This window comes from Mycobacterium sp. IS-836 (assembly GCF_001954275.1).
Classification (GTDB): Bacteria; Actinomycetota; Actinomycetes; order Mycobacteriales; family Mycobacteriaceae; genus Mycobacterium.
In genome coordinates, this window is the sequence record NZ_MBEU01000075.1 from 139,239 (window position 1) to 155,673 (window position 16,435).

At 66.0% G+C, this 16,435-nt stretch carries 19 protein-coding genes; 11 read left to right on the forward strand and 8 right to left on the reverse strand.

Annotated elements, in window-relative coordinates; all coding sequences use genetic code 11:
• Positions 1 to 57: 57 nt before the first annotated feature.
• The 3 genes from A5747_RS21675 to A5747_RS25810 all read right to left on the reverse strand — a co-directional run bounded on the left by A5747_RS21675 (position 58) and on the right by A5747_RS25810 (position 2,070).
• Positions 58 to 729, reverse strand: coding sequence for a zeta toxin family protein (locus A5747_RS21675; RefSeq protein ID WP_076128154.1), 672 nt, complete (start codon positions 727 to 729; stop codon positions 58 to 60).
• Between the two features lie 13 nt (positions 730 to 742).
• A complete protein-coding gene (locus A5747_RS21680; RefSeq protein ID WP_076128156.1) occupies positions 743 to 1,126 on the reverse strand; it encodes a type II toxin-antitoxin system Phd/YefM family antitoxin in 384 nt (127 codons plus the stop codon).
• Positions 1,127 to 1,812: 686 nt separating this feature from the next.
• Entirely contained in the window at positions 1,813 to 2,070 is a 258-nt protein-coding gene (locus A5747_RS25810; protein ID WP_369805162.1) for a hypothetical protein, read from the reverse strand.
• A 73-nt stretch (positions 2,071 to 2,143) separates the two neighbouring features.
• Between A5747_RS25810 and A5747_RS21690 the strand changes: the two genes are divergently transcribed.
• Positions 2,144 to 2,740 carry a nuclear transport factor 2 family protein gene (locus A5747_RS21690; protein ID WP_233148102.1) on the forward strand — a complete coding sequence of 199 codons (597 nt, stop codon included), beginning with the start codon at positions 2,144 to 2,146 and terminating at the stop codon, positions 2,738 to 2,740.
• 127 nt (positions 2,741 to 2,867) lie between these two features.
• Positions 2,868 to 3,722 carry an alpha/beta fold hydrolase gene (locus A5747_RS21695; RefSeq protein WP_076128160.1) on the forward strand — a complete coding sequence of 285 codons (855 nt, stop codon included), beginning with the start codon at positions 2,868 to 2,870 and terminating at the stop codon, positions 3,720 to 3,722.
• A 13-nt stretch (positions 3,723 to 3,735) separates the two neighbouring features.
• Here the strand turns inward: A5747_RS21695 and A5747_RS21700 are convergent, their stop codons facing one another.
• Both A5747_RS21700 and A5747_RS21705 read right to left on the reverse strand, forming a co-directional pair.
• On the reverse strand, positions 3,736 to 4,218 hold the full coding sequence (locus tag A5747_RS21700; protein ID WP_369805160.1) for a nuclear transport factor 2 family protein: 483 nt from the start codon (positions 4,216 to 4,218) through the stop codon (positions 3,736 to 3,738).
• A gap of 24 nt (positions 4,219 to 4,242) precedes the next feature.
• Positions 4,243 to 5,046 carry a PPOX class F420-dependent oxidoreductase gene (locus A5747_RS21705; protein WP_076128162.1) on the reverse strand — a complete coding sequence of 268 codons (804 nt, stop codon included), beginning with the start codon at positions 5,044 to 5,046 and terminating at the stop codon, positions 4,243 to 4,245.
• A gap of 152 nt (positions 5,047 to 5,198) precedes the next feature.
• Between A5747_RS21705 and A5747_RS21710 the strand changes: the two genes are divergently transcribed.
• The 3 genes from A5747_RS21710 (at position 5,199) to A5747_RS21720 (ending at position 7,019) form a co-directional block, all read left to right on the forward strand.
• Positions 5,199 to 5,885, forward strand: coding sequence for a DUF899 family protein (locus A5747_RS21710; RefSeq protein ID WP_076128165.1), 687 nt, complete (start codon positions 5,199 to 5,201; stop codon positions 5,883 to 5,885).
• Positions 5,886 to 5,894: 9 nt separating this feature from the next.
• Entirely contained in the window at positions 5,895 to 6,371 is a 477-nt protein-coding gene (locus A5747_RS21715; RefSeq protein ID WP_076128167.1) for an SRPBCC family protein, read from the forward strand.
• A gap of 72 nt (positions 6,372 to 6,443) precedes the next feature.
• Entirely contained in the window at positions 6,444 to 7,019 is a 576-nt protein-coding gene (locus A5747_RS21720) for a cyclic nucleotide-binding domain-containing protein (RefSeq protein WP_076128169.1), read from the forward strand.
• Positions 7,020 to 7,027: 8 nt separating this feature from the next.
• Here A5747_RS21720 and A5747_RS21725 read toward each other — a convergent pair whose 3' ends face one another.
• Complete coding sequence (locus A5747_RS21725) at positions 7,028 to 7,831, reverse strand: lytic transglycosylase domain-containing protein (protein ID WP_233148110.1); 804 nt, start codon at positions 7,829 to 7,831, stop codon at positions 7,028 to 7,030.
• 182 nt (positions 7,832 to 8,013) lie between these two features.
• Positions 8,014 to 9,246, reverse strand: coding sequence for an osmoprotectant NAGGN system M42 family peptidase (locus A5747_RS21730; protein ID WP_142245674.1), 1,233 nt, complete (start codon positions 9,244 to 9,246; stop codon positions 8,014 to 8,016).
• 126 nt (positions 9,247 to 9,372) lie between these two features.
• Here A5747_RS21730 and A5747_RS21735 point away from each other — a divergent pair, with 126 nt between their 5' ends.
• The gene (locus A5747_RS21735; protein ID WP_076128261.1) at positions 9,373 to 10,614 is read left to right on the forward strand and encodes a triacylglycerol lipase; all 1,242 of its coding nucleotides are present in this window, start codon (positions 9,373 to 9,375) and stop codon (positions 10,612 to 10,614) included.
• Here A5747_RS21735 and zwf read toward each other — a convergent pair.
• Positions 10,611 to 12,125, reverse strand: a complete 1,515-nt coding sequence (gene zwf, locus A5747_RS21740; RefSeq protein WP_076128172.1) for a glucose-6-phosphate dehydrogenase — start codon at positions 12,123 to 12,125, stop codon at positions 10,611 to 10,613. The genes A5747_RS21735 and zwf overlap by 4 nt on opposite strands.
• A gap of 95 nt (positions 12,126 to 12,220) precedes the next feature.
• Between zwf and A5747_RS21745 the strand changes: the two genes are divergently transcribed.
• From A5747_RS21745 to A5747_RS21765, 5 genes are all read left to right on the forward strand, one after another.
• Positions 12,221 to 12,886, forward strand: a complete 666-nt coding sequence (locus A5747_RS21745; protein ID WP_076128174.1) for a cutinase family protein — start codon at positions 12,221 to 12,223, stop codon at positions 12,884 to 12,886.
• A 69-nt stretch (positions 12,887 to 12,955) separates the two neighbouring features.
• Positions 12,956 to 13,549, forward strand: a complete 594-nt coding sequence (locus tag A5747_RS21750) for a DUF1345 domain-containing protein (protein WP_175611351.1) — start codon at positions 12,956 to 12,958, stop codon at positions 13,547 to 13,549.
• 36 nt (positions 13,550 to 13,585) lie between these two features.
• Positions 13,586 to 14,134: a thioredoxin family protein gene (locus tag A5747_RS21755; RefSeq protein WP_076128176.1), complete on the forward strand. Its 549-nt coding sequence runs from the start codon at positions 13,586 to 13,588 to the stop codon at positions 14,132 to 14,134.
• Positions 14,135 to 14,171: 37 nt separating this feature from the next.
• A complete protein-coding gene (locus A5747_RS21760) occupies positions 14,172 to 15,377 on the forward strand; it encodes a glycosyltransferase (protein ID WP_076128179.1) in 1,206 nt (401 codons plus the stop codon).
• Positions 15,377 to 16,387 carry a D-2-hydroxyacid dehydrogenase family protein gene (locus A5747_RS21765; protein WP_076128181.1) on the forward strand — a complete coding sequence of 337 codons (1,011 nt, stop codon included), beginning with the start codon at positions 15,377 to 15,379 and terminating at the stop codon, positions 16,385 to 16,387. Before A5747_RS21760 ends, A5747_RS21765 begins: the two co-directional genes overlap by 1 nt.
• The last annotated feature ends 48 nt before the right edge of the window (positions 16,388 to 16,435 follow it).

Below are 16,435 nucleotides of genomic sequence, written 5' to 3' on the forward strand. Positions count from 1 at the left end.
ATCCACCGCTGACGCAGTTTGGGGAAACCCTCGCAAACGCGGTTCGGACGCTGCGGCTCAGCTATCCCGGCGGGCGTCCGTCCCGTTAACGAGCTCCAGCGCCGCCGCGACGACGGGCTTGGCCCACTCCGGCGTCGAGGTCAAGTCGGGCGGCCCGACGATCCGGCCGCGCAGCAGGTGCAGCACCAAGACCGGCCGGGGTGTCTGCCCCTTCGCCGGGTCGGCGGTCGCGGAGTTGTCGTACACCCGTAGCTCGGTCAGCACAGGCAGCAATGTCACGAGATTGATCAGGCTGTGCCGGCAGCGGCGTCGGATGTCGGCTTCGGGAATGTCATGCCCACCGCCGCGGACCCGTTGCCGGACTCGCGCGATGTGGGCGTCGTCGGTGTCGAGCCCGACGTAGAACACGTGGATTTCAATGCCACGCTTGGCGGCATCGGCCAGCAGCCGCGGCATGGTGTTGCCGCCGAGTGTCGTCTCGAACGTGAAATCGAGGCCCTTGTCAATCGCCCGCTCCAGCAGCTTTCGGCCTTGGTCCCAGGCCGCCGCGTTCGCCTCGGTCTGGCCTAATCCGGGGTTGGCCGCCATGATCTCGCGTGCGGCCTCGTCGGGGTTGTAGTACTCACCGCCCTTGTCGCGGATCGTCGCGCCGATGATGCTGCTCTTGCCGGCGCCGTTGACGCCGGCCAACACGTGTATCTGCGGCGGCGTCGTTGGTTTGCGAACCATGGCCCGCTTTGGATCACCGTCGCTGGGCCGCGCGCGCCGCCTTCACCGCGGCGGCGCCCAATTCCTCCGGCGTGGCGTCGAAGGCCGCGGCGACCCCGGCTTTGGCTTTCGGGGTCTGCATGGTGGCCAGCATCGTGTCGAAGCGCTCGCTGAGGTCGTCGAGGGCAGGTGTGACCGGCGCGGTGAGTGCCTCGAATTCGGGATACGACAGCAGCACCGCCCGAGGAGTGTCGTGCTTGGTGATCACCACTGCCCCGTTGAGTGCGGCCTCCTCAAAGACCGTGCCAAACTCGTTCTTGAGGCGGCTGGCGGTCACCCTGGGCACGTCGACCAGCTTGCCGTCGCGATTGCGGAACGAGACTGTGGACGCGGCGCCCGCCTTGGTGGTTGTCGGCATACGAGCTATTTTAGCCTTTTTGTCTATTTTGTGCATAGGCCAAAACTGTGGCGGACGGCGTGCTAGTCAGCCGAGATCGATTGCGGTGAAAGCAAGAAGTTGTTCGGTCTGGAACGGTCACATAAAGCGCTGGCGGTACGTCTCGTCGTTGATTCCGTTGCGCGCGAAAGGGTTTGCCGAGACGGTGGGTGATTCGCCCTCTCCTGCCGGCCGGCGGTATTCCCCTTCATGAGGTGCCAGATGTCGCGCGGTAAGGGCAATGAGCATGATGACGACGGTTGCCCAGCAGTACCAAGGCATAGACGCGGCCTCCCCGATCGGATCCCGCCAGAGTAGGCAGGTGTTGTTGCGGCAACGCTGCCCGTGGTGATCTGCTTGCTAAAACCTGCTCACCGGCAACTCTTGAGGGCGGTGAGGTCGTCAGCGGTTCGAGGTTGCGCGGATGGGCGCGCGCCAGGGCTTGCGCCGCTCGATGACGTACGTTTCACGATGCTGCCGCGCCCACCACAAGCGCAGGGTTTGCGTATCGATAGGTGCAGTTGGCTCGTCAAAAGGCGATGGTGCGCTGTACATGCGGCCGTGCCTGCTCAATTGTAGACGTATCCGTTCACTATGCGAAAGGAGCATACTCGCGCCGCCGAAGGAACGCTAGCGGCTACTAAAGGATTGATGGAAGGCACGCGGCCCTAGCCGGCGGGAGGTACCACTGGTGGACGGCAGATGTTGGCGGTCGGATCCCACCACCAGCCGTTGTCACACGCCAACGGTTGCGGTCCCACCCCGAGCGGCCGGCACACGTTCGCCGTGGGGTCCCACCATTGGCCCGGGTCGCATGCCAAGGGCTGTGGCCCGACACCCAGTGGCCGGCATACGTCGCCCGTCGGGTCCCACCACTGGCCTGGGTCACATTGCTGAGGTATCGGCCCTCCTGCGGGCCGGCACACCTCGGCCTTCGGGTCCCACACATCGCCGTTACCGCAGTCGGCCCAGCTCACCGCCGGAGTTGCGATCGTTACGGTGGCCATCGTTGCCCACGCAACCATGGCGACGGAAACCAGATGGCGAATGAATGTCCTCATTGCGGGCCTCCCCCTAGCCGTATGCATTATCGAACCCGGCCCAGCCGGACAGGTCAAGCACCGGTTTGCCCCGGCTACCGTGAATTCTGTGACCACGCCTACCGAACATCCGGCTGACGAAGCTGACATTCGACAGCGGATCAACGCGCTCGCCGGCGCGATCCGCGCCCGGGATCTCGAGGCCGTGATGTCGGCTTACACGACAGATGTTGTGTCGTTCGACATCGAGCCACCCCTACAACACGTGGGGACGGAAGCGAAACGGAAGAACTGGGAGCGCGTATTCGCGGTCTACCAGCATCCGGATTACGAGATTCGCGACCTGACTGTCACGGTGTGCGGCGACGTCGCATTCGCGCACAGCCTCAATCGGCTCAGCGGCACCCTGAAGGGTGGAAACACGACCGCCGGTTTCTGGGTTCGAGCGACGGTGTGTCTCAAGAAGGTCAACGGCCGCTGGCTCGTCGCGCATGACCACGCGTCGGCACCCCTGGATCCGGCAACCGGTGCGGCGTTGCTGAATTTGGAGCCCTGATCGGGCGCTTCGCTCCCTGCGTCCGGGAGATTGGCAGTATTTGGCAGTTCGCGGGGTGGCCCCGGCAGCCGCTCTCGGGCTTCGATTGTGGTGGGTCGGCACCGAGGCGCGAGGAGGAACAACCGACATGGCAGAGCTGGCACTCCGGCAGGGCACGATCGAATATCAGGAGTTCGGACCGCAGGATTCTGCGCACGCGCCGGTGCTGTTCGTGCACGGCATCCTGGTCGACGGTCGACTGTGGCGCGAGGTCGCTGAAGGGCTGGCGCGCCGTGGTTTCCGTTGCATCGTGCCGACGTTGCCGCTCGGCTCGCACACCATCCCGGTCAGTGATGCCACGGCGCTCTCGCTGCACGGTGTCGCGGAGATGATCAACGACGCGATCGTCGCCCTCGACCTCTCCGATGTGACGCTGGTCGGCAGCGACACCGGTGGCGGGATATGCCAACTGCTTGTCGACGCTCATCCGGAACGGATCGGACGTCTGTTGCTCACCAACTGCGACGCGTTCGACAAGTGCCCGCCCTTCCCGTTCGATCTCGTGTTCGGGTTGCTTCGCGGCCCCATCTCGATCAAGGCGCTGTTCGGACAGATGCGGTTGCGGGCGCTGCGCAACTCGCCACTCGGCTTCGGCCTGCTGATCAACCATCCCGATCCGGACGTCACCGCCGCGTGGCTGCAGCCCTGCCTCAAGGACGCACGCATCTGCCGCGACCTGGCGGCGCTCCTGCGTCAGGTCGCGGTCACCGATCTCACCGACGTGGCCACCCGACTCCCCCGGTTCACCAAGCCCGTCACGCTTGTGTGGGGACAGCGGGATCGCTGCTTCACCCCGGGCTTGGGCCGGCGCCTGGCCAAGCAGTTCAGCGACGCGAAGCTGATCGAGGTCGCAGACGCGAAAACCTTTGTCTCACTTGACCAGCCGGACGCGGTGATCGACGCGATATCGGATATCGCCGCCCGGGCTGGGCGTCAGGTATGAACGAGTAGCGCAGCTACGACACGCCTATCGGTCGTCCCGCGGCTCTACAGCGCCACCATCGCCACCATATGGAGGGATGCCGAAGAAGCGCGGGCAGGATCGCGAGAGGGTCGAAGTAGGTGACGCGCTCGATCGCCCTGCCATCGCGCAGCAGCAGTCGGTTCACGTTGGACCACTCGACAACGGAGCTCGCGATGCGGGCGTGCAGCCGGAACTCGATGAACAAGAGGTCACCCTCTCCGCACCAGCGGTCAACGTGCGCGCGCAGGTCAGGAAGGCAGCACCAGATGCGTCGGAAGTCCGCTTGCGCAGCGTGGATCCCGACCATGGGAGCCGCGAGAGGCTGCAGCAACACAACATCCGCGTGAAGGAGTTCCGGCAGGCGTTGTGGTGAGGGGTTGCTCCAGAAGTCGGCAAATCTGGCGACGAACTCTTCCGGATCCGAGTTTTTGTTCACTCCGTCAACATGCGTGTCAGTGCCCTGCCACTTCGACACACGGCGCTGCCAACGACTGCCAAATTACTGCGCCGACGGGGTGAGCTCGACGTGAACCGTGCGACCGAACTTGGACCGCATGAGACGGTGCGTCAGCGGCACCACCACGCCATGCAGGACGGGGTATTTCTGCCGCAGCAGGTGTCCCACGTTGCGGTACTCAGCACCTTCCAGGATGCGGACAGTGCCGGGTTGCACGGATCCCGTCGGCTTGCCCGATGCTGTCGCCGGGCCGAACTCGACGCTCGGGTTGCGCCGAATCCGGCGAACTTTGATCGCCCTCTCGAAGCTGCGGAAGTAGGCGCGGTCGCCGTCGACCACGATGCTGACCGGGCTCGAGCCGGGCGTACCGTCCTTGCGAAACGTGATGAGCCGGATCGTCTTCTGCCGCACGAATCGCGCCAACGCCGGAGTGGTGGCGGTGCCAACGGCACCCAAAACGTAGCCGAGCTGACCCAACCGCAGCGCGAATGCCGCCACCAGCAACACCGATACCACGCCGAGCCCCCACGCCTGCGCCGCTGAACCGCCCAGCTCGAGGTCCATCACGTGGTTCACGGTGTGCAGGGTGTTGGCCACAAGAAATCCCGCCAGCGTGGTGGCCAGGGCGTCCGCCCAGATCAGCGCAAGCAGGAGCCCTACCCCCAGGCCTATCTGGAACGCGCCGAGGTCGTGCAGGAAGTGCCGGTGCACATCGAAGCCGACGGCATTCGCGAATGACGTCGGACCGACGAGGCACCAGATCCCGATCCCGACGGTGATCGCCCCGACCAGAGCCGTCACCGCGACCAGGTATATGCGCGCCAGGCTGCTCAACCGATTCATCACGCCCCCTCGTCCACGTTGCTTGTTCTCTTTCATTCGCTAGACGTAGTAGCGCACCCACATGTGACATCACGACCGACGATCCACCGATGAATTCCTGGGCCGCCGCCGGTCATACCTTTGAGACCGACAGATCGACAGCAAAGGTTGAAGCCATGCCTGACGCCCTACCGCCAATCGTTGATCACCAGACGTGGCGCGCCGCCCTCGACGAACTGCGCAAGCGCGAGAAGGCCGCCACCCGCGAGCTGGACGCGATCGCCGCCCAGCGGCGCCGTCTGCCGATGGTCGAGTTGCCCGACTACACGCTGATCGGCGCCGACGGCCCGATCCGGCTGGTCGATGTATTCGCTGGCCGCTCGCAGCTCATCACCTACCACCACATGTGGACGGACGGCGCGGAGTGGCAGTGCGGCGGGTGCACGGGCTTCACGTCGCAGTTCACCCGGCTGGAGTTCCTCGACAGCTACGACGCCCGTTTCGTCATCGTCACCAACGGGCCGATCGACGAGGCGCTCGCCTACAAGCGGAAAGTCGGCAACCGGATGGAGTGGTACTCGTCGTCGGAGAGCTCGTTCGGTGCCGACATGGACGCACCGCCCGGCGGCGGCTTTGCGGTCAACGTGTTCCTGCGCGACGGTGACACCGTGTATCGCACGTGGCATACCAACGGGCGGGGCACTGAGCAACTCAGCCATAGCTTCGCGCTGATCGACATACTTCCGTGGGGCCGTCAGGAGGAATGGCTCGATTCGCCCGAAGGGTGGCCGTCGCGTCCCACATACTCGGGTTGGCTCGACTCCCCCGATATCGCCCGCGCCTACGGACCCAGTGACAAGTAGGGACAACGCATGACCATGACCACCGAACGCTACGTCGTCACCCGCACGATCGGCGCGAGCCCGGCAGCGATTTTCGCCGTCCTCGCCGATCCGTCCCGGCACGCCGCCACCGAGCCCACCGATTGGGTCCGCGACGCCTTGGACACCACCCCGATCACCGGTGCGGGCCAGATGTTCGCGATGAACATGTACTTGATCCGAGCCGGCGGTGACTACGTCACCTACAACCTGGTCAATGTCTTCGACCAGGATCGCGCCATCGGGTGGATGCCGGGCGTGCTCGACGACGCCGGCAACCACAATCCCGGCGGCTGGTTCTGGCGCTACGACCTCGCGCCGAACGGGGACGGCACCGACGTCACGCTGACCTACGACTGGAGCGGCACGCCCCAGGAGTTCCGCGAGCGGGTCGGCGAGATGCCCATCTTCGGTGAGGACTACCTTGCCGATTCGCTGGCGTCCCTCGAGCGATCCGTCGCGGGCTAACTTCTGCTTTTTCTGCAAAACCAGCGTTAGGCTCCTCGGTGGCACGGTCACATCGCGCATCGGGAGCCCGCTATGAAGTCAGACGCGCAGGAACCGGAGATAGACCCACGCCGGCTACGCGAATTCAGCACCTTCGAAAAGTTCTCGGATAAAGATTTGGAGCGTCTCGTGCAAGCGGCGCACCACACGTCGCGGTCGGTGCCATGGCCGCTGATTCGTGAGCAGACTCCGTCGGACGCCTGCTACATCCTGCTCAGCGGAGACGCGGGCGTGTATGTCGGCGACGACCGCATCGCCGTCCTGGGGCCGGGCGAGGTGATCGGCGAATCCGCGCTGCGCCGTGGGAAATTGCGTTCGGCGACCGTGACGACGATGGGGCCGGCCGAGGTGCTGCGCATCGACCGCGACGATCTCGCACGCTTGCTCGACCAGATACCCGCGCTGCGCGAAACCATGGACACGACCGCCGCGCAACACGTCCCGGTCACGCCGCCACCCAAACCGAAACCGGCGCGCTCCAAGCTAAACGTTTCGCTCCCAACGGAATTGGTCGAGCGGTTCGAGCGGGCCGCAGACGATGCCGGTGTGGACGTCGCGGGCGCGCTGCAGGCGGCGCTCTCCGAATGGATCGAACGACAAGGCACATAGGTGCCGGATTACTGCGGGTGGGATGCCAGGTAGTCCCCCACCGGGATCGGTGATGTCGCGGCATACCCGATGGGCAGCAACACGTCGCCCGCGTTCGTGTAGCAATACACATCCCACCGGTAATAGCCGGCAAACGCCGCGGGATCAGCGGCGATCAGCGTCGCGTATTGATCGACCGCGCGCACGTATTCGTTCGCGTGGTTGTACCGATAGATGGCGTGATCGCGGTCGTTGGCAAAGCCATTCGCGGCGAGGTAGCGGCCCGCGGCCATGATGCTGTCGTGGGGCGACTCGATGTCGCCGCCCGCCCCGTAGGTCGCGAACGTCGCCGGCAGGAATTGCATCGGCCCTTGCGCGCCGGCGGTACTCGCGCCGACTATGCTGCCGAAGCGGGTCTCGACGAAGTTGATGGCGGCCAAATAGTTCCAGCCGACGCCGGTTTCCGACTCCGCCTGGTGGTAGAAGCCCAGCAGCTGGTCGGCCGGAGTCGGCGGCTCGACGCGCCACGCGGGAAGCGTGTCTCGCACCGGTGTCATCGCGGTGAGCTGCCGCCGGACGTCGACGTTGCGATCGTAGACGTCGAGCAATGACGACGGGATGCGCGGCCGCGTCGTCGCATCCCATTCGGGGTGGCGTCCGATGGCGCGATAGGCCGCCTGCTGGCGATGCGCCGCCGCCGCCAGCGCCGCCTCCCCCGTCGATGGGTCACGCAGCGCGTTTTCGTCGGCGACGAGGTCGTCGGCCAGTTGCGCGGGGTCGGACGCCAGATGCGGCTGCGCGCCGTCGGGCGTGCTTGGCGCGTCGGCCAGCATGGTAATCGAGGCGAGCTGGATGCCCACCGGCGTGGGCTGCGCAGAACCCGCTAGTGCGACCACGATCGCACCCACGCCTACGACAGCGACTGCATGGTTACGGCTCACGTTGTTCACTCCCGTCGAAACGTCGGGATAGGTCAACGGTAGCGGTGCGTCGACGTGGCGCGCGACCCGCAACGTCAGCTCTGCGGCCCCGCGGGCGGCCAGGGTGAACCCGGGGAGGGTTCGCCGGGTTCACCGTGCTCGCCTCGGGACAGCGGCACCCACTGCTCGCTCGGCGCGGGCTGCTTCGAGGAGGGGAAGTCGCGTAGCTTGCCGGAGGGCTTCGCGTCCCACTTGGCGAACGTCAGCGGTGTCTGCAACCAGCAATGCAGCAGGCTGTACGTCGCCTCCAGCGAGTCCATGTGGGTGCGTTCCCACCCGTGGCTGCCGTCGAGGCCGAAGCCGACAAGCGCGGCCCGGGTGCCTGCGCCCGCCTCGATCGCCGCGGCGGCGTCGGATCGGTAGTAGCGGAACACATCCCGTGCGTACGGTATGCCCTGCTCCTCGGCGAGCCGGCACAGCTTTCGGGTCAGGTGATAGTCGAACGGGCCGTGCATGTCGGCCATCGGGATCGTCACGCCGTCCTCGATCGACTGCTGGCCGGGCGCGCACACCGCGTTGTCGACCGAGATGAGTTCGGCGACGTCCGCGGGCAGGCCGTGGCTGGCCCCGTGCCCGACCTCCTCGGTGATGGTCACCATGATCATGGTGCGGTGCGGCAGCATGATCCGTTTCTCGGAGAAGTTCTTGGCCAGCGTCAGCGCGATGGCGATGCCGGCCTTCCCGTCGAGGTGGCGGGACACGATGAAGCCGTCGGCGGTGAGCTCGGGGCTGGTGATCAACGCGACGAAGTCACCGACCTGCAGGCCGAGCCGGACTAAGTCCTCTCGCGACGACACCTTGCGGTCGACTCGAACCTCGACGTTCTGCCAGTCGGTGGGTTGGGAGTCGATCTCATGGCCGAAGGCGTGCCCGCTGGCCTTGAGGGGCAAAACGGTGCCGGTGATGAACTCGTCGGGGTCGTCGGGGAAGATCCGGACGCGGGCGCCCGCGGCGAAGCGGGCCGAGAAGGTGCCAACCGGAATTACCTCGAGTCGGCCGTTGTCCTTGAGCCTTCGCACCATGCACCCGATCGTGTCCGCATGAACCACCATCGCCCGGTCGATCGTGGACGACTCACCCGCGAGTTCGGCGGTCAACGCCCCGCGGCGGGTCAGCGAAAACGGGACGCCGAAGTGATCGAAAGTGTCGCCGATCAGCTGCATCACGGCGTCCGTCCGCCCTGCCGGGCTCGGGGTCTGCAGCAGCGCGAGCAGTGTGTCGACCATCCACGCGCGGTCGCCCTCAGTCAAGGCCGCGGTGTGGCGCACGGTGCCTCCCTTCGCGGTTGTGCGGAATCGCGTTCAACCTACCGCGTGGTCGGCCCCGATTGGCCCCGCGGGCACTAACACTTGCCCAAAATGGGAACCCATGGCCAACGTAGGGAGGAGCAGCTCGTGCAGCGACAGGAAATCCGATCACTGGCAGACCTTGCGGGCGAAGGCACCCGCATTCTCACCACGTTCGTGCGGGACACGCACAGCGGCATCGCGGAGCGCGTTTTCGGCGCCATAGGGCCGGCGTCGAAACCCGTGGAGATCGTCCACAACACGATTGCCGCGGCCACGTACTACGCCGTCGACCGCGGGGTGCGGGCCTCGTTACACGGGGCCGGTGAACTGGCCGCCGAAGTCCGCGGCAGCGACGAGGACGACACGGTCCAATCGCATCCCACGGTCGCCGGCGTCGTCGCCGCACTCAATGGGATTTACGGCGACGAGCTGACCAACCGCCGCAACGAATTCGCGCTGACGATGCGGATCCGCCAGCGCGGGAAGCCCGTTGCCCTCGATGCCGCCGCCGTCGCGGCCGCGTTTCCCGAAGCCACCGGCCGGATCGCGGTGTTCGTCCACGGCTGGTGCATGACCGAAATGTCGTGGCGGCGGCAGCCGCGCGACGGCGAGGCCGCGCTCCCCTACGGCACCCGGCTGCGCAGTGACCTGGGGTTCACGCCGGTCTATCTGCGGTACAACACGGGACTGCACATCTCCGACAACGGCAAGGCCTTGGCCGCACTGATCGACGAGCTGCGGGCGCTGTGGCCGGTGCCGGTCGAGGAGATCGCGTTGATCGGCCATTCGATGGGCGGCCTGGTAATCCGCAGCGCCTGCCACTACGGGGTCGAGCAATCGCAGCGCTGGCCCGACGCCGTTAGTCACGTCATCTGCCTGGGTTCTCCGCACTTGGGAGCCGACCTGGAAAAAGGAGTCAACGCGGCGTCCTGGGTGCTGGCCCGGCTGCCCGAAACACGGGCCGTCTCTTCATTTCTCAACGCGCGTAGCTCGGGCACGAAGGACCTGCGTTACGGTGCATTGCTCGACGAGGACTGGAGCGAATGCGACCCCGATGAGTTCCTGCGGGACCGCTGCCATGAGGTGCCGTTCCTGCCCGGCGCCGTATACCACTTCGTGGCGAGCAGCGCGGGTCCGCGGGCCGTCGGGGCTGTCCTCGGCGACCGCCTGGTACGCCCCGACAGCGCCTCTGGTGTTGGTAAGTCCCGCCAGGTTCCGTTCGACGCGGCGCATGGGCTGACGCTGACGGGCCTGCACCACTTCGATTTGCTCAATCACACAGCCATCTACGCGAAACTGCATGAGTGGCTGGGTGAATCGGCGGGGCCGACCGAGTTCACCGGCTAGGCGGAGTTGTCCTGGCCCCTGGACTCACGCCATCCCCGCTCGAATGGCAGCCGCCAGGCGTTGGGGGCGATCAGTTGGTGGATGGCGTTGGGGCCCCAGGTGCCGGGCTGGTACATCTTTGCCGGCGGCGGGTCGTCGAGCAGTTCCTGCGAACGCTCCCACAACGATTCGATGCCCTCGGCGGTGTTGAACAGGGTGTGGTCGCCGCGCATCGCGTCGAGGATGAGGCGTTCGTAGGCCTCCAGCACGTCGACGACGGTGTCGATCTCCTGGGAGGAGAACTGCATGGACAACTTGTCGAGCTTCATCCCGGGACCGGGTCGCTTGCCGTAGAAGGACAGTGAAACCTTCGAGTTGTCAGCGAGATCGAACGTGAGGTGGTCCGGACCTTGGGTCCCCACGCCCGATCCCGGCGGAAACATGCTCCGGGGAGCCTCTTTGAAGGCGATCGAGATGATGCGGATGCCCTCGGCCATCTTTTTGCCGGTGCGCAGATAGATCGGTACCCCGGCCCAGCGCCAATTGTCGATGCCGACCTTGAGCGCGATGAAGGTCTCGGTGTCGGAATCCTTTGCCACTCCTTTTTCTTGGCGGTAGCCGTTGTACTGGCCGCGCACCACATTTGACGGCTTCACGGGGAGCATCGATCGGAACACCTTGTTCTTCTCTTCGCTGATGGCATACGGCTCGAGGGCCGTCGGTGGTTCCATCACGACGAATGCCATCACCTGAAAAAGGTGCGTCACCACCATGTCCTTGTAAGCGCCGGTGCTTTCGTAGAAGTTGGCGCGCTGATCCAGACCCAGGGCTTCGGGAATGTCGATCTGGATGTGATCGATGAAGTTGCGGTTCCAGATCGGCTCGAAAAGACCGTTGGCGAAGCGGAACGCCAAGATGTTCTGGGCCGCCTCCTTGCCCAAGAAGTGGTCGATGCGGAAAATCTGGGCTTCCTCGAATGTTTCGTGCAGAAAGTCGTTGAGCGACACCGCGCTCGGCAGGTCGGTGCCGAACGGCTTCTCCATCACCACGCGGGAGCGCTCAACGAGTTTGGCGTCGCGCAGCATGGTGATGACGTCGCGCGCCGCTTTCGGAGGGACCGACAGGTAATGCAGGCGGCGCACGTTTGCGCCCAGATTGGCCTCGGCGTCGGCGACCGCGTCCGCGAGGGCTTCGGGCCCGGCGCTTTGCGGGACGTACCTGACAATTTTCGCGAAGCTGGCCCACTCTTCCGGCGTCAGCTTGTGCATGCCGAACGAGTCGATCGCGGTCTTCGCCAGTTCGCGGAACTCGTCGTCGCTGAAGTCTTCCAGCGATGTCGCGACGATTTGGATATCGGGGGCGAGCTCCGACTGATCCAAGTAGGCCAGGCCGGGCAGCAGCTTGCGTTTGGCTAGGTCGCCCGTCGCGCCGAACAGGACGATGACGTGGGGGTCGAGCGGCTGCTCGCCGTGGCGGCGCGGCCGGGCGTCGGGTGCCGGGTAGGAGATCGTCTGCGGTTTCTTGGTGGCCACTTCTGCGATACTTCCACCGCGGCGCCGCCTGCGCACGACTGATTGCGGGCGAACCGCCCGCGTCGCGGTCGCGGGCCGTATGTCAGGATTCGGACATGACTGCACGCAGCTTGGCTCGCATCGGTGGTGTTCTGGTGGCAACGGCGTGGGCGCTGCTCAGCGTGCCCCTCAGCAGTCCGGCCGCGGCCGCCGATCCCTGCTCCGACGTCGCCGTCGTTTTCGCGCGCGGCACCCACCAGGAGCCCGGTCTCGGCAACATCGGACAGGCCTTCGTCGACTCGCTCACCTCGCAGGTCGGCGGGCGATCCGTCGGGGTTTATGCGGTCAACTACCCCGCCAACGACGACTACCACAACAGCGCGAACGCGGGCGCCGCCGACGCTGGCGCTCACATCCAGGACACCGTGGCCAGCTGCCCGAACTCGAAAATTGTGCTCGGTGGGTACTCTCAGGGCTCCACGGTGATCGACCTGGCCACCAACGCGATGCCCGCGTCGGTCGCTGACCACGTCGCCGCCGTCGCGCTTTTCGGCGAGCCCTCGAGTGGCTTTTCCAGCATGCTGTGGGGCGGCCAGCCGCTGCCCACGATCAACCCGGTGTATACCGGCAAGACCATCAGCTTGTGCGCCCCCGACGACCCGATCTGCTCTGGGGGCGGCAACATCATGGCGCACGTTTCCTACATCGACGCCGGGATGACTAACCAGGCCGCGACCTTCGCGGCCAACCACCTCAATCAAGGGACGCCGCCGCGCACGTAGCGAGTGCTGACCGTGAAATCCCTAGCTACCTCCTCGCGCGACACCGTCGCGATTCGGATATTGATCGCCATGGTGCTGGGAGTCGCCGTCGCCGTCGCGGTGGGTAACACGGTCGGCTGGCGATTCGCGCTTGTCGGCTGGGTCGTGACCGCCGGGGTGTATGTCGTGTGGACGCGGCTCATCCTGGGCGGCATGGATGCCGAGGAAACCCGCAGATATGTGACACGCGAAGATCCGACCCGGTGGATTGCAGACGTGGTCGTCGTGTCCGCAAGCGTTGCGAGCCTGGCCGGGGTCGGCTACGTGGTGGCCGCCGGGACGCACGCGGGTGCCCCAGCCGTCGCAGCCGCCATTCTCGGCATCCTGGCCGTCGCCGCGTCCTGGTTTGCCGTGCACACGCTCTTCACGGTGCATTACGCGCGGCTCTACTACTCCGACGAGCCCGGGGGCATCAACTTCCACGACCCCGAGCCGCCGCGTTTTCGCGACTTCGCGTATGTGGCTTTTACCGTCGGCATGACCTTCCAGGTGTCGGACACGGAGATTGGGCTGACATCCATCAGGGCGACCGTGTTGCGCCATGCGATGCTGTCCTACCTGCTCGGCGCCGTAGTTCTGGCCGTCACCGTCAACTTGATCGCGGGGCTGGGCGCCAAGCTCTGATCGGCCCGCTCACCTTGCGGCGGTTAACCTGGCGGCATGGCAATCGAGTCCACCATGCTCGCCCTCGGAACCCCCGCGCCACAGTTCGCGCTGCCCGAGCCGGCCACCGGCGCCACGGTCAGCCTCGACGAACTCACCGGTCCCGCGCTCGTCGTGACCTTCATCTGCAACCACTGCCCGTACGTCCAGCACGTCGCCGCCGGCCTCGCCGCGCTCGGCCGCGACCTGGCCGATCTGGGGGTCGCGATGGTCGGCATCTCCAGCAACGACGTCGCCACCTACCCGCAGGACGGCCCCGACCAGATGGCCGAGGAGGCCCGCCGCCACGGTTGGACGTTCCCGTACCTCTACGACGAGACCCAAGAAGTCGCCCGCGCGTTCTCCGCTGCGTGCACGCCGGACACCTTCGTCTTCGACGGTGAGCGTCGGCTGGTCTATCGCGGTCAGCTCGACGACTCCAGACCGAAGAACGACCTGCCGGTGACGGCCGCCGACGTGCGGGCCGCCGTCGACGCCGTGCTCGCCGGTCGGCCGGTCGATCCGGACCAGCGACCGTCGATCGGGTGCGGCATCAAGTGGCGCTGAGCCACGCGCGCGCCGAGCCGCGAGCCGCGCTGCGCCGATGAAAATCGTGCTCGCCGCCTATGGAAGCCGCGGGGATGTCGAGCCGTTCGCCGCCGTCGGGCGGGAGATGCTGCGGCGAGGTCACGACGTGTGCATGGCGGTCCCGCCGAACATGGTTGGCTTTGTCGAGTCGGCGGGGCTGGCGGGCATCGCGTACGGGCCGCAACCCGCTGCGTTCCAATCGGATTCGTTGAAGTGGTTCTTCGGTGGGTGCCCGCCGGGCCCCGGCGTCGGGGATCTCGACCGCGACATGAACAACCGGAACCCGTTGGGCGCGATGGTCGAAGTGATGGAACATGTAGCCAGGGCCTGGGCCGACTGGGGTGAGGCGCTGACGACGCTGGCGGACGGGGCCGACCTGATACTTACGGGCAAGGCCGCCCAGGGGCTGGCCGCCAACGTCGCGGAGTATCACGGCATTCCGCTTGCCGTGTTGCATTTCTTCCCGGGTGGACGGTCGCGCGCGGCTGGCATCCTCGGGGGCATCATCAAGGATGCCGAAGAAGGCCAACGCCGCGCGCTGGGCCTGCCGGAGGCAACCGGATCCTTCGAATCGCTGGAGATCCACGCATACGACGAGCTCTGCTTTCCCGAAATGGCAACGCAATCCAGGGGTGGGCGATCGTTTGTTGGTGCGCTGACACTGGAGTTGCCCACCGATGCCGACGACGAGGTGTTGTCGTGGACCGCCGCGGGAACGCCACCGATCTACTTCGGCTTCGGCAATAACGTCCAGCTCCCGTCCCCCGCCGAGACGATCGCCGCAATCAGCAGGGCCTGCGCGGAATTGGGCGAGCGCGCCCTGATTTGTGCTGGGGCGAGCGACTTCTCGGGCATCCGGCCGTTCGACAACGTGAAGGCCGTGGGCGCGGTGAACCACGGCGCCATCTTTCCGGCGTGCCGCGCGGTCGTCCACCATGGCGGTGCGGGCACCACGGCGGCCGGCATGCGGGCCGGAATCCCTACCTTGATCCTCTGGTTCTCGCTCGAAGATCAGCCGATGTGGGCGGCCGCGGTCGAAAGGCTCGAAGTGGGCGCCGGCCGGGCTTTTTCGGCCAGCACCGTCGCATCACTGGTCGGGGACCTGCGTTCCGTTCTCACTCCTCAATGCGTCACTCGCGCTCGCGAGGTCGCCGCCCGGATGACCAAGCCCGCGCAGAGCGCCGCCGCCACCGCCGATCTTCTGGAAGAAGCGGCGGTGTGATGGGAGAACGGCTACCCCGGGTGGCGATACTCGACGACTACGCGGGCGTGGCCCTCGAGCTCGCCGACTGGTCGCCGGTGCAGAGCCGATCCGAAGTGACCGTCTTCGACCGCCACCTTTCCGAGGAGGAAGCCGCGGACGCACTGTCGCCGTTCGACGTGTTGTGCACCATGCGCGAGCGGATGGCGTTTCCGCGCAGTCTCATCGAGCGGCTGCCCAACGTGAAGCTGATCACCATCGTCGGCAGGAACCTGCCGAACCTGGACATGGCCGCGGCCACCGAACACCGCGTCCTTGTCGCGCACTCGGATTTCGCCCATCCGCGATTCAGGTCCGTTCGCGATGCCACTCCGGAATTGGCCTGGGGGTTGATGATCGCGACGGTGCGCAATCTGGCCGAAGAGCACCGTCGCATGCGTGAGGGCGCGTGGCAGACGACCACCGGTCTGACGCTATCCGGCAAGACGCTCGGGCTTCTTGGTCTGGGCAGGATCGGTAAGCGTATGGCCGAATACGCGAAAGTGTTTGGCATGGAAGTCATTGCGTGGAGCCAAAACCTCACCGACGAGGCGGCCGCGGCGGCCGGCGCTCGCCGCGTCGAGAAGGCAACGCTCTTCGAACGATCCGACGTGATCTCCATCCACCTAGTTCTCTCGGAACGCACGCGCGGACTGGTCGGCGCGCCCGAGCTGGCCACGATGAAGCCGCACGCCTACTTGATCAACACCTCCCGGGGGCCGATCGTGGACGACGAGGCTCTGATCGACGCGCTCGTGGCCGAGCGCATTGCCGGGGCCGGCCTCGACGTCTATGACATCGAACCGCTTCCGGCGGAACATCCATTGCGTCGTCTACCGAACGTGACGCTGACTCCCCACCTGGGCTACGCCACCCGCGAAATGCTGGGCGCCTTCTACGCAGACACCGTCGAAGCGGTCGCGGCATGGCTGACCGGGACGCCCGTCAGGATCGCCAACCCCGAGGCATTGCAGCGGCGAAATTCTAACTAGCAAAACGCAACCCCGTGGCCGGCACACAAGCCGACCACGGGGTTGATC

Excerpts from the sequence above, each read along its gene's own strand:
- A5747_RS21725 (WP_233148110.1), bottom strand. The coding sequence starts at position 7,831 with ATGCTGGCCGACGCGCCAAGCACGCCCGACGGCGCGCAGCCGCATCTG.
- A5747_RS21745 (WP_076128174.1), top strand. The coding sequence starts at position 12,221 with ATGACTGCACGCAGCTTGGCTCGCATCGGTGGTGTTCTGGTGGCAACG.
- A5747_RS21750 (WP_175611351.1), top strand. The coding sequence starts at position 12,956 with ATGGTGCTGGGAGTCGCCGTCGCCGTCGCGGTGGGTAACACGGTCGGC.
- A5747_RS21715 (WP_076128167.1), top strand. The coding sequence starts at position 5,895 with ATGACCATGACCACCGAACGCTACGTCGTCACCCGCACGATCGGCGCG.
- A5747_RS21675 (WP_076128154.1), bottom strand. The coding sequence starts at position 729 with ATGGTTCGCAAACCAACGACGCCGCCGCAGATACACGTGTTGGCCGGC.
- A5747_RS21765 (WP_076128181.1), top strand. The coding sequence starts at position 15,377 with ATGGGAGAACGGCTACCCCGGGTGGCGATACTCGACGACTACGCGGGC.
- A5747_RS21680 (WP_076128156.1), bottom strand. The coding sequence starts at position 1,126 with ATGCCGACAACCACCAAGGCGGGCGCCGCGTCCACAGTCTCGTTCCGC.
- A5747_RS21710 (WP_076128165.1), top strand. The coding sequence starts at position 5,199 with ATGCCTGACGCCCTACCGCCAATCGTTGATCACCAGACGTGGCGCGCC.
- A5747_RS21720 (WP_076128169.1), top strand. The coding sequence starts at position 6,444 with ATGAAGTCAGACGCGCAGGAACCGGAGATAGACCCACGCCGGCTACGC.
- A5747_RS21755 (WP_076128176.1), top strand. The coding sequence starts at position 13,586 with ATGGCAATCGAGTCCACCATGCTCGCCCTCGGAACCCCCGCGCCACAG.
- A5747_RS21760 (WP_076128179.1), top strand. The coding sequence starts at position 14,172 with ATGAAAATCGTGCTCGCCGCCTATGGAAGCCGCGGGGATGTCGAGCCG.
- A5747_RS21695 (WP_076128160.1), top strand. The coding sequence starts at position 2,868 with ATGGCAGAGCTGGCACTCCGGCAGGGCACGATCGAATATCAGGAGTTC.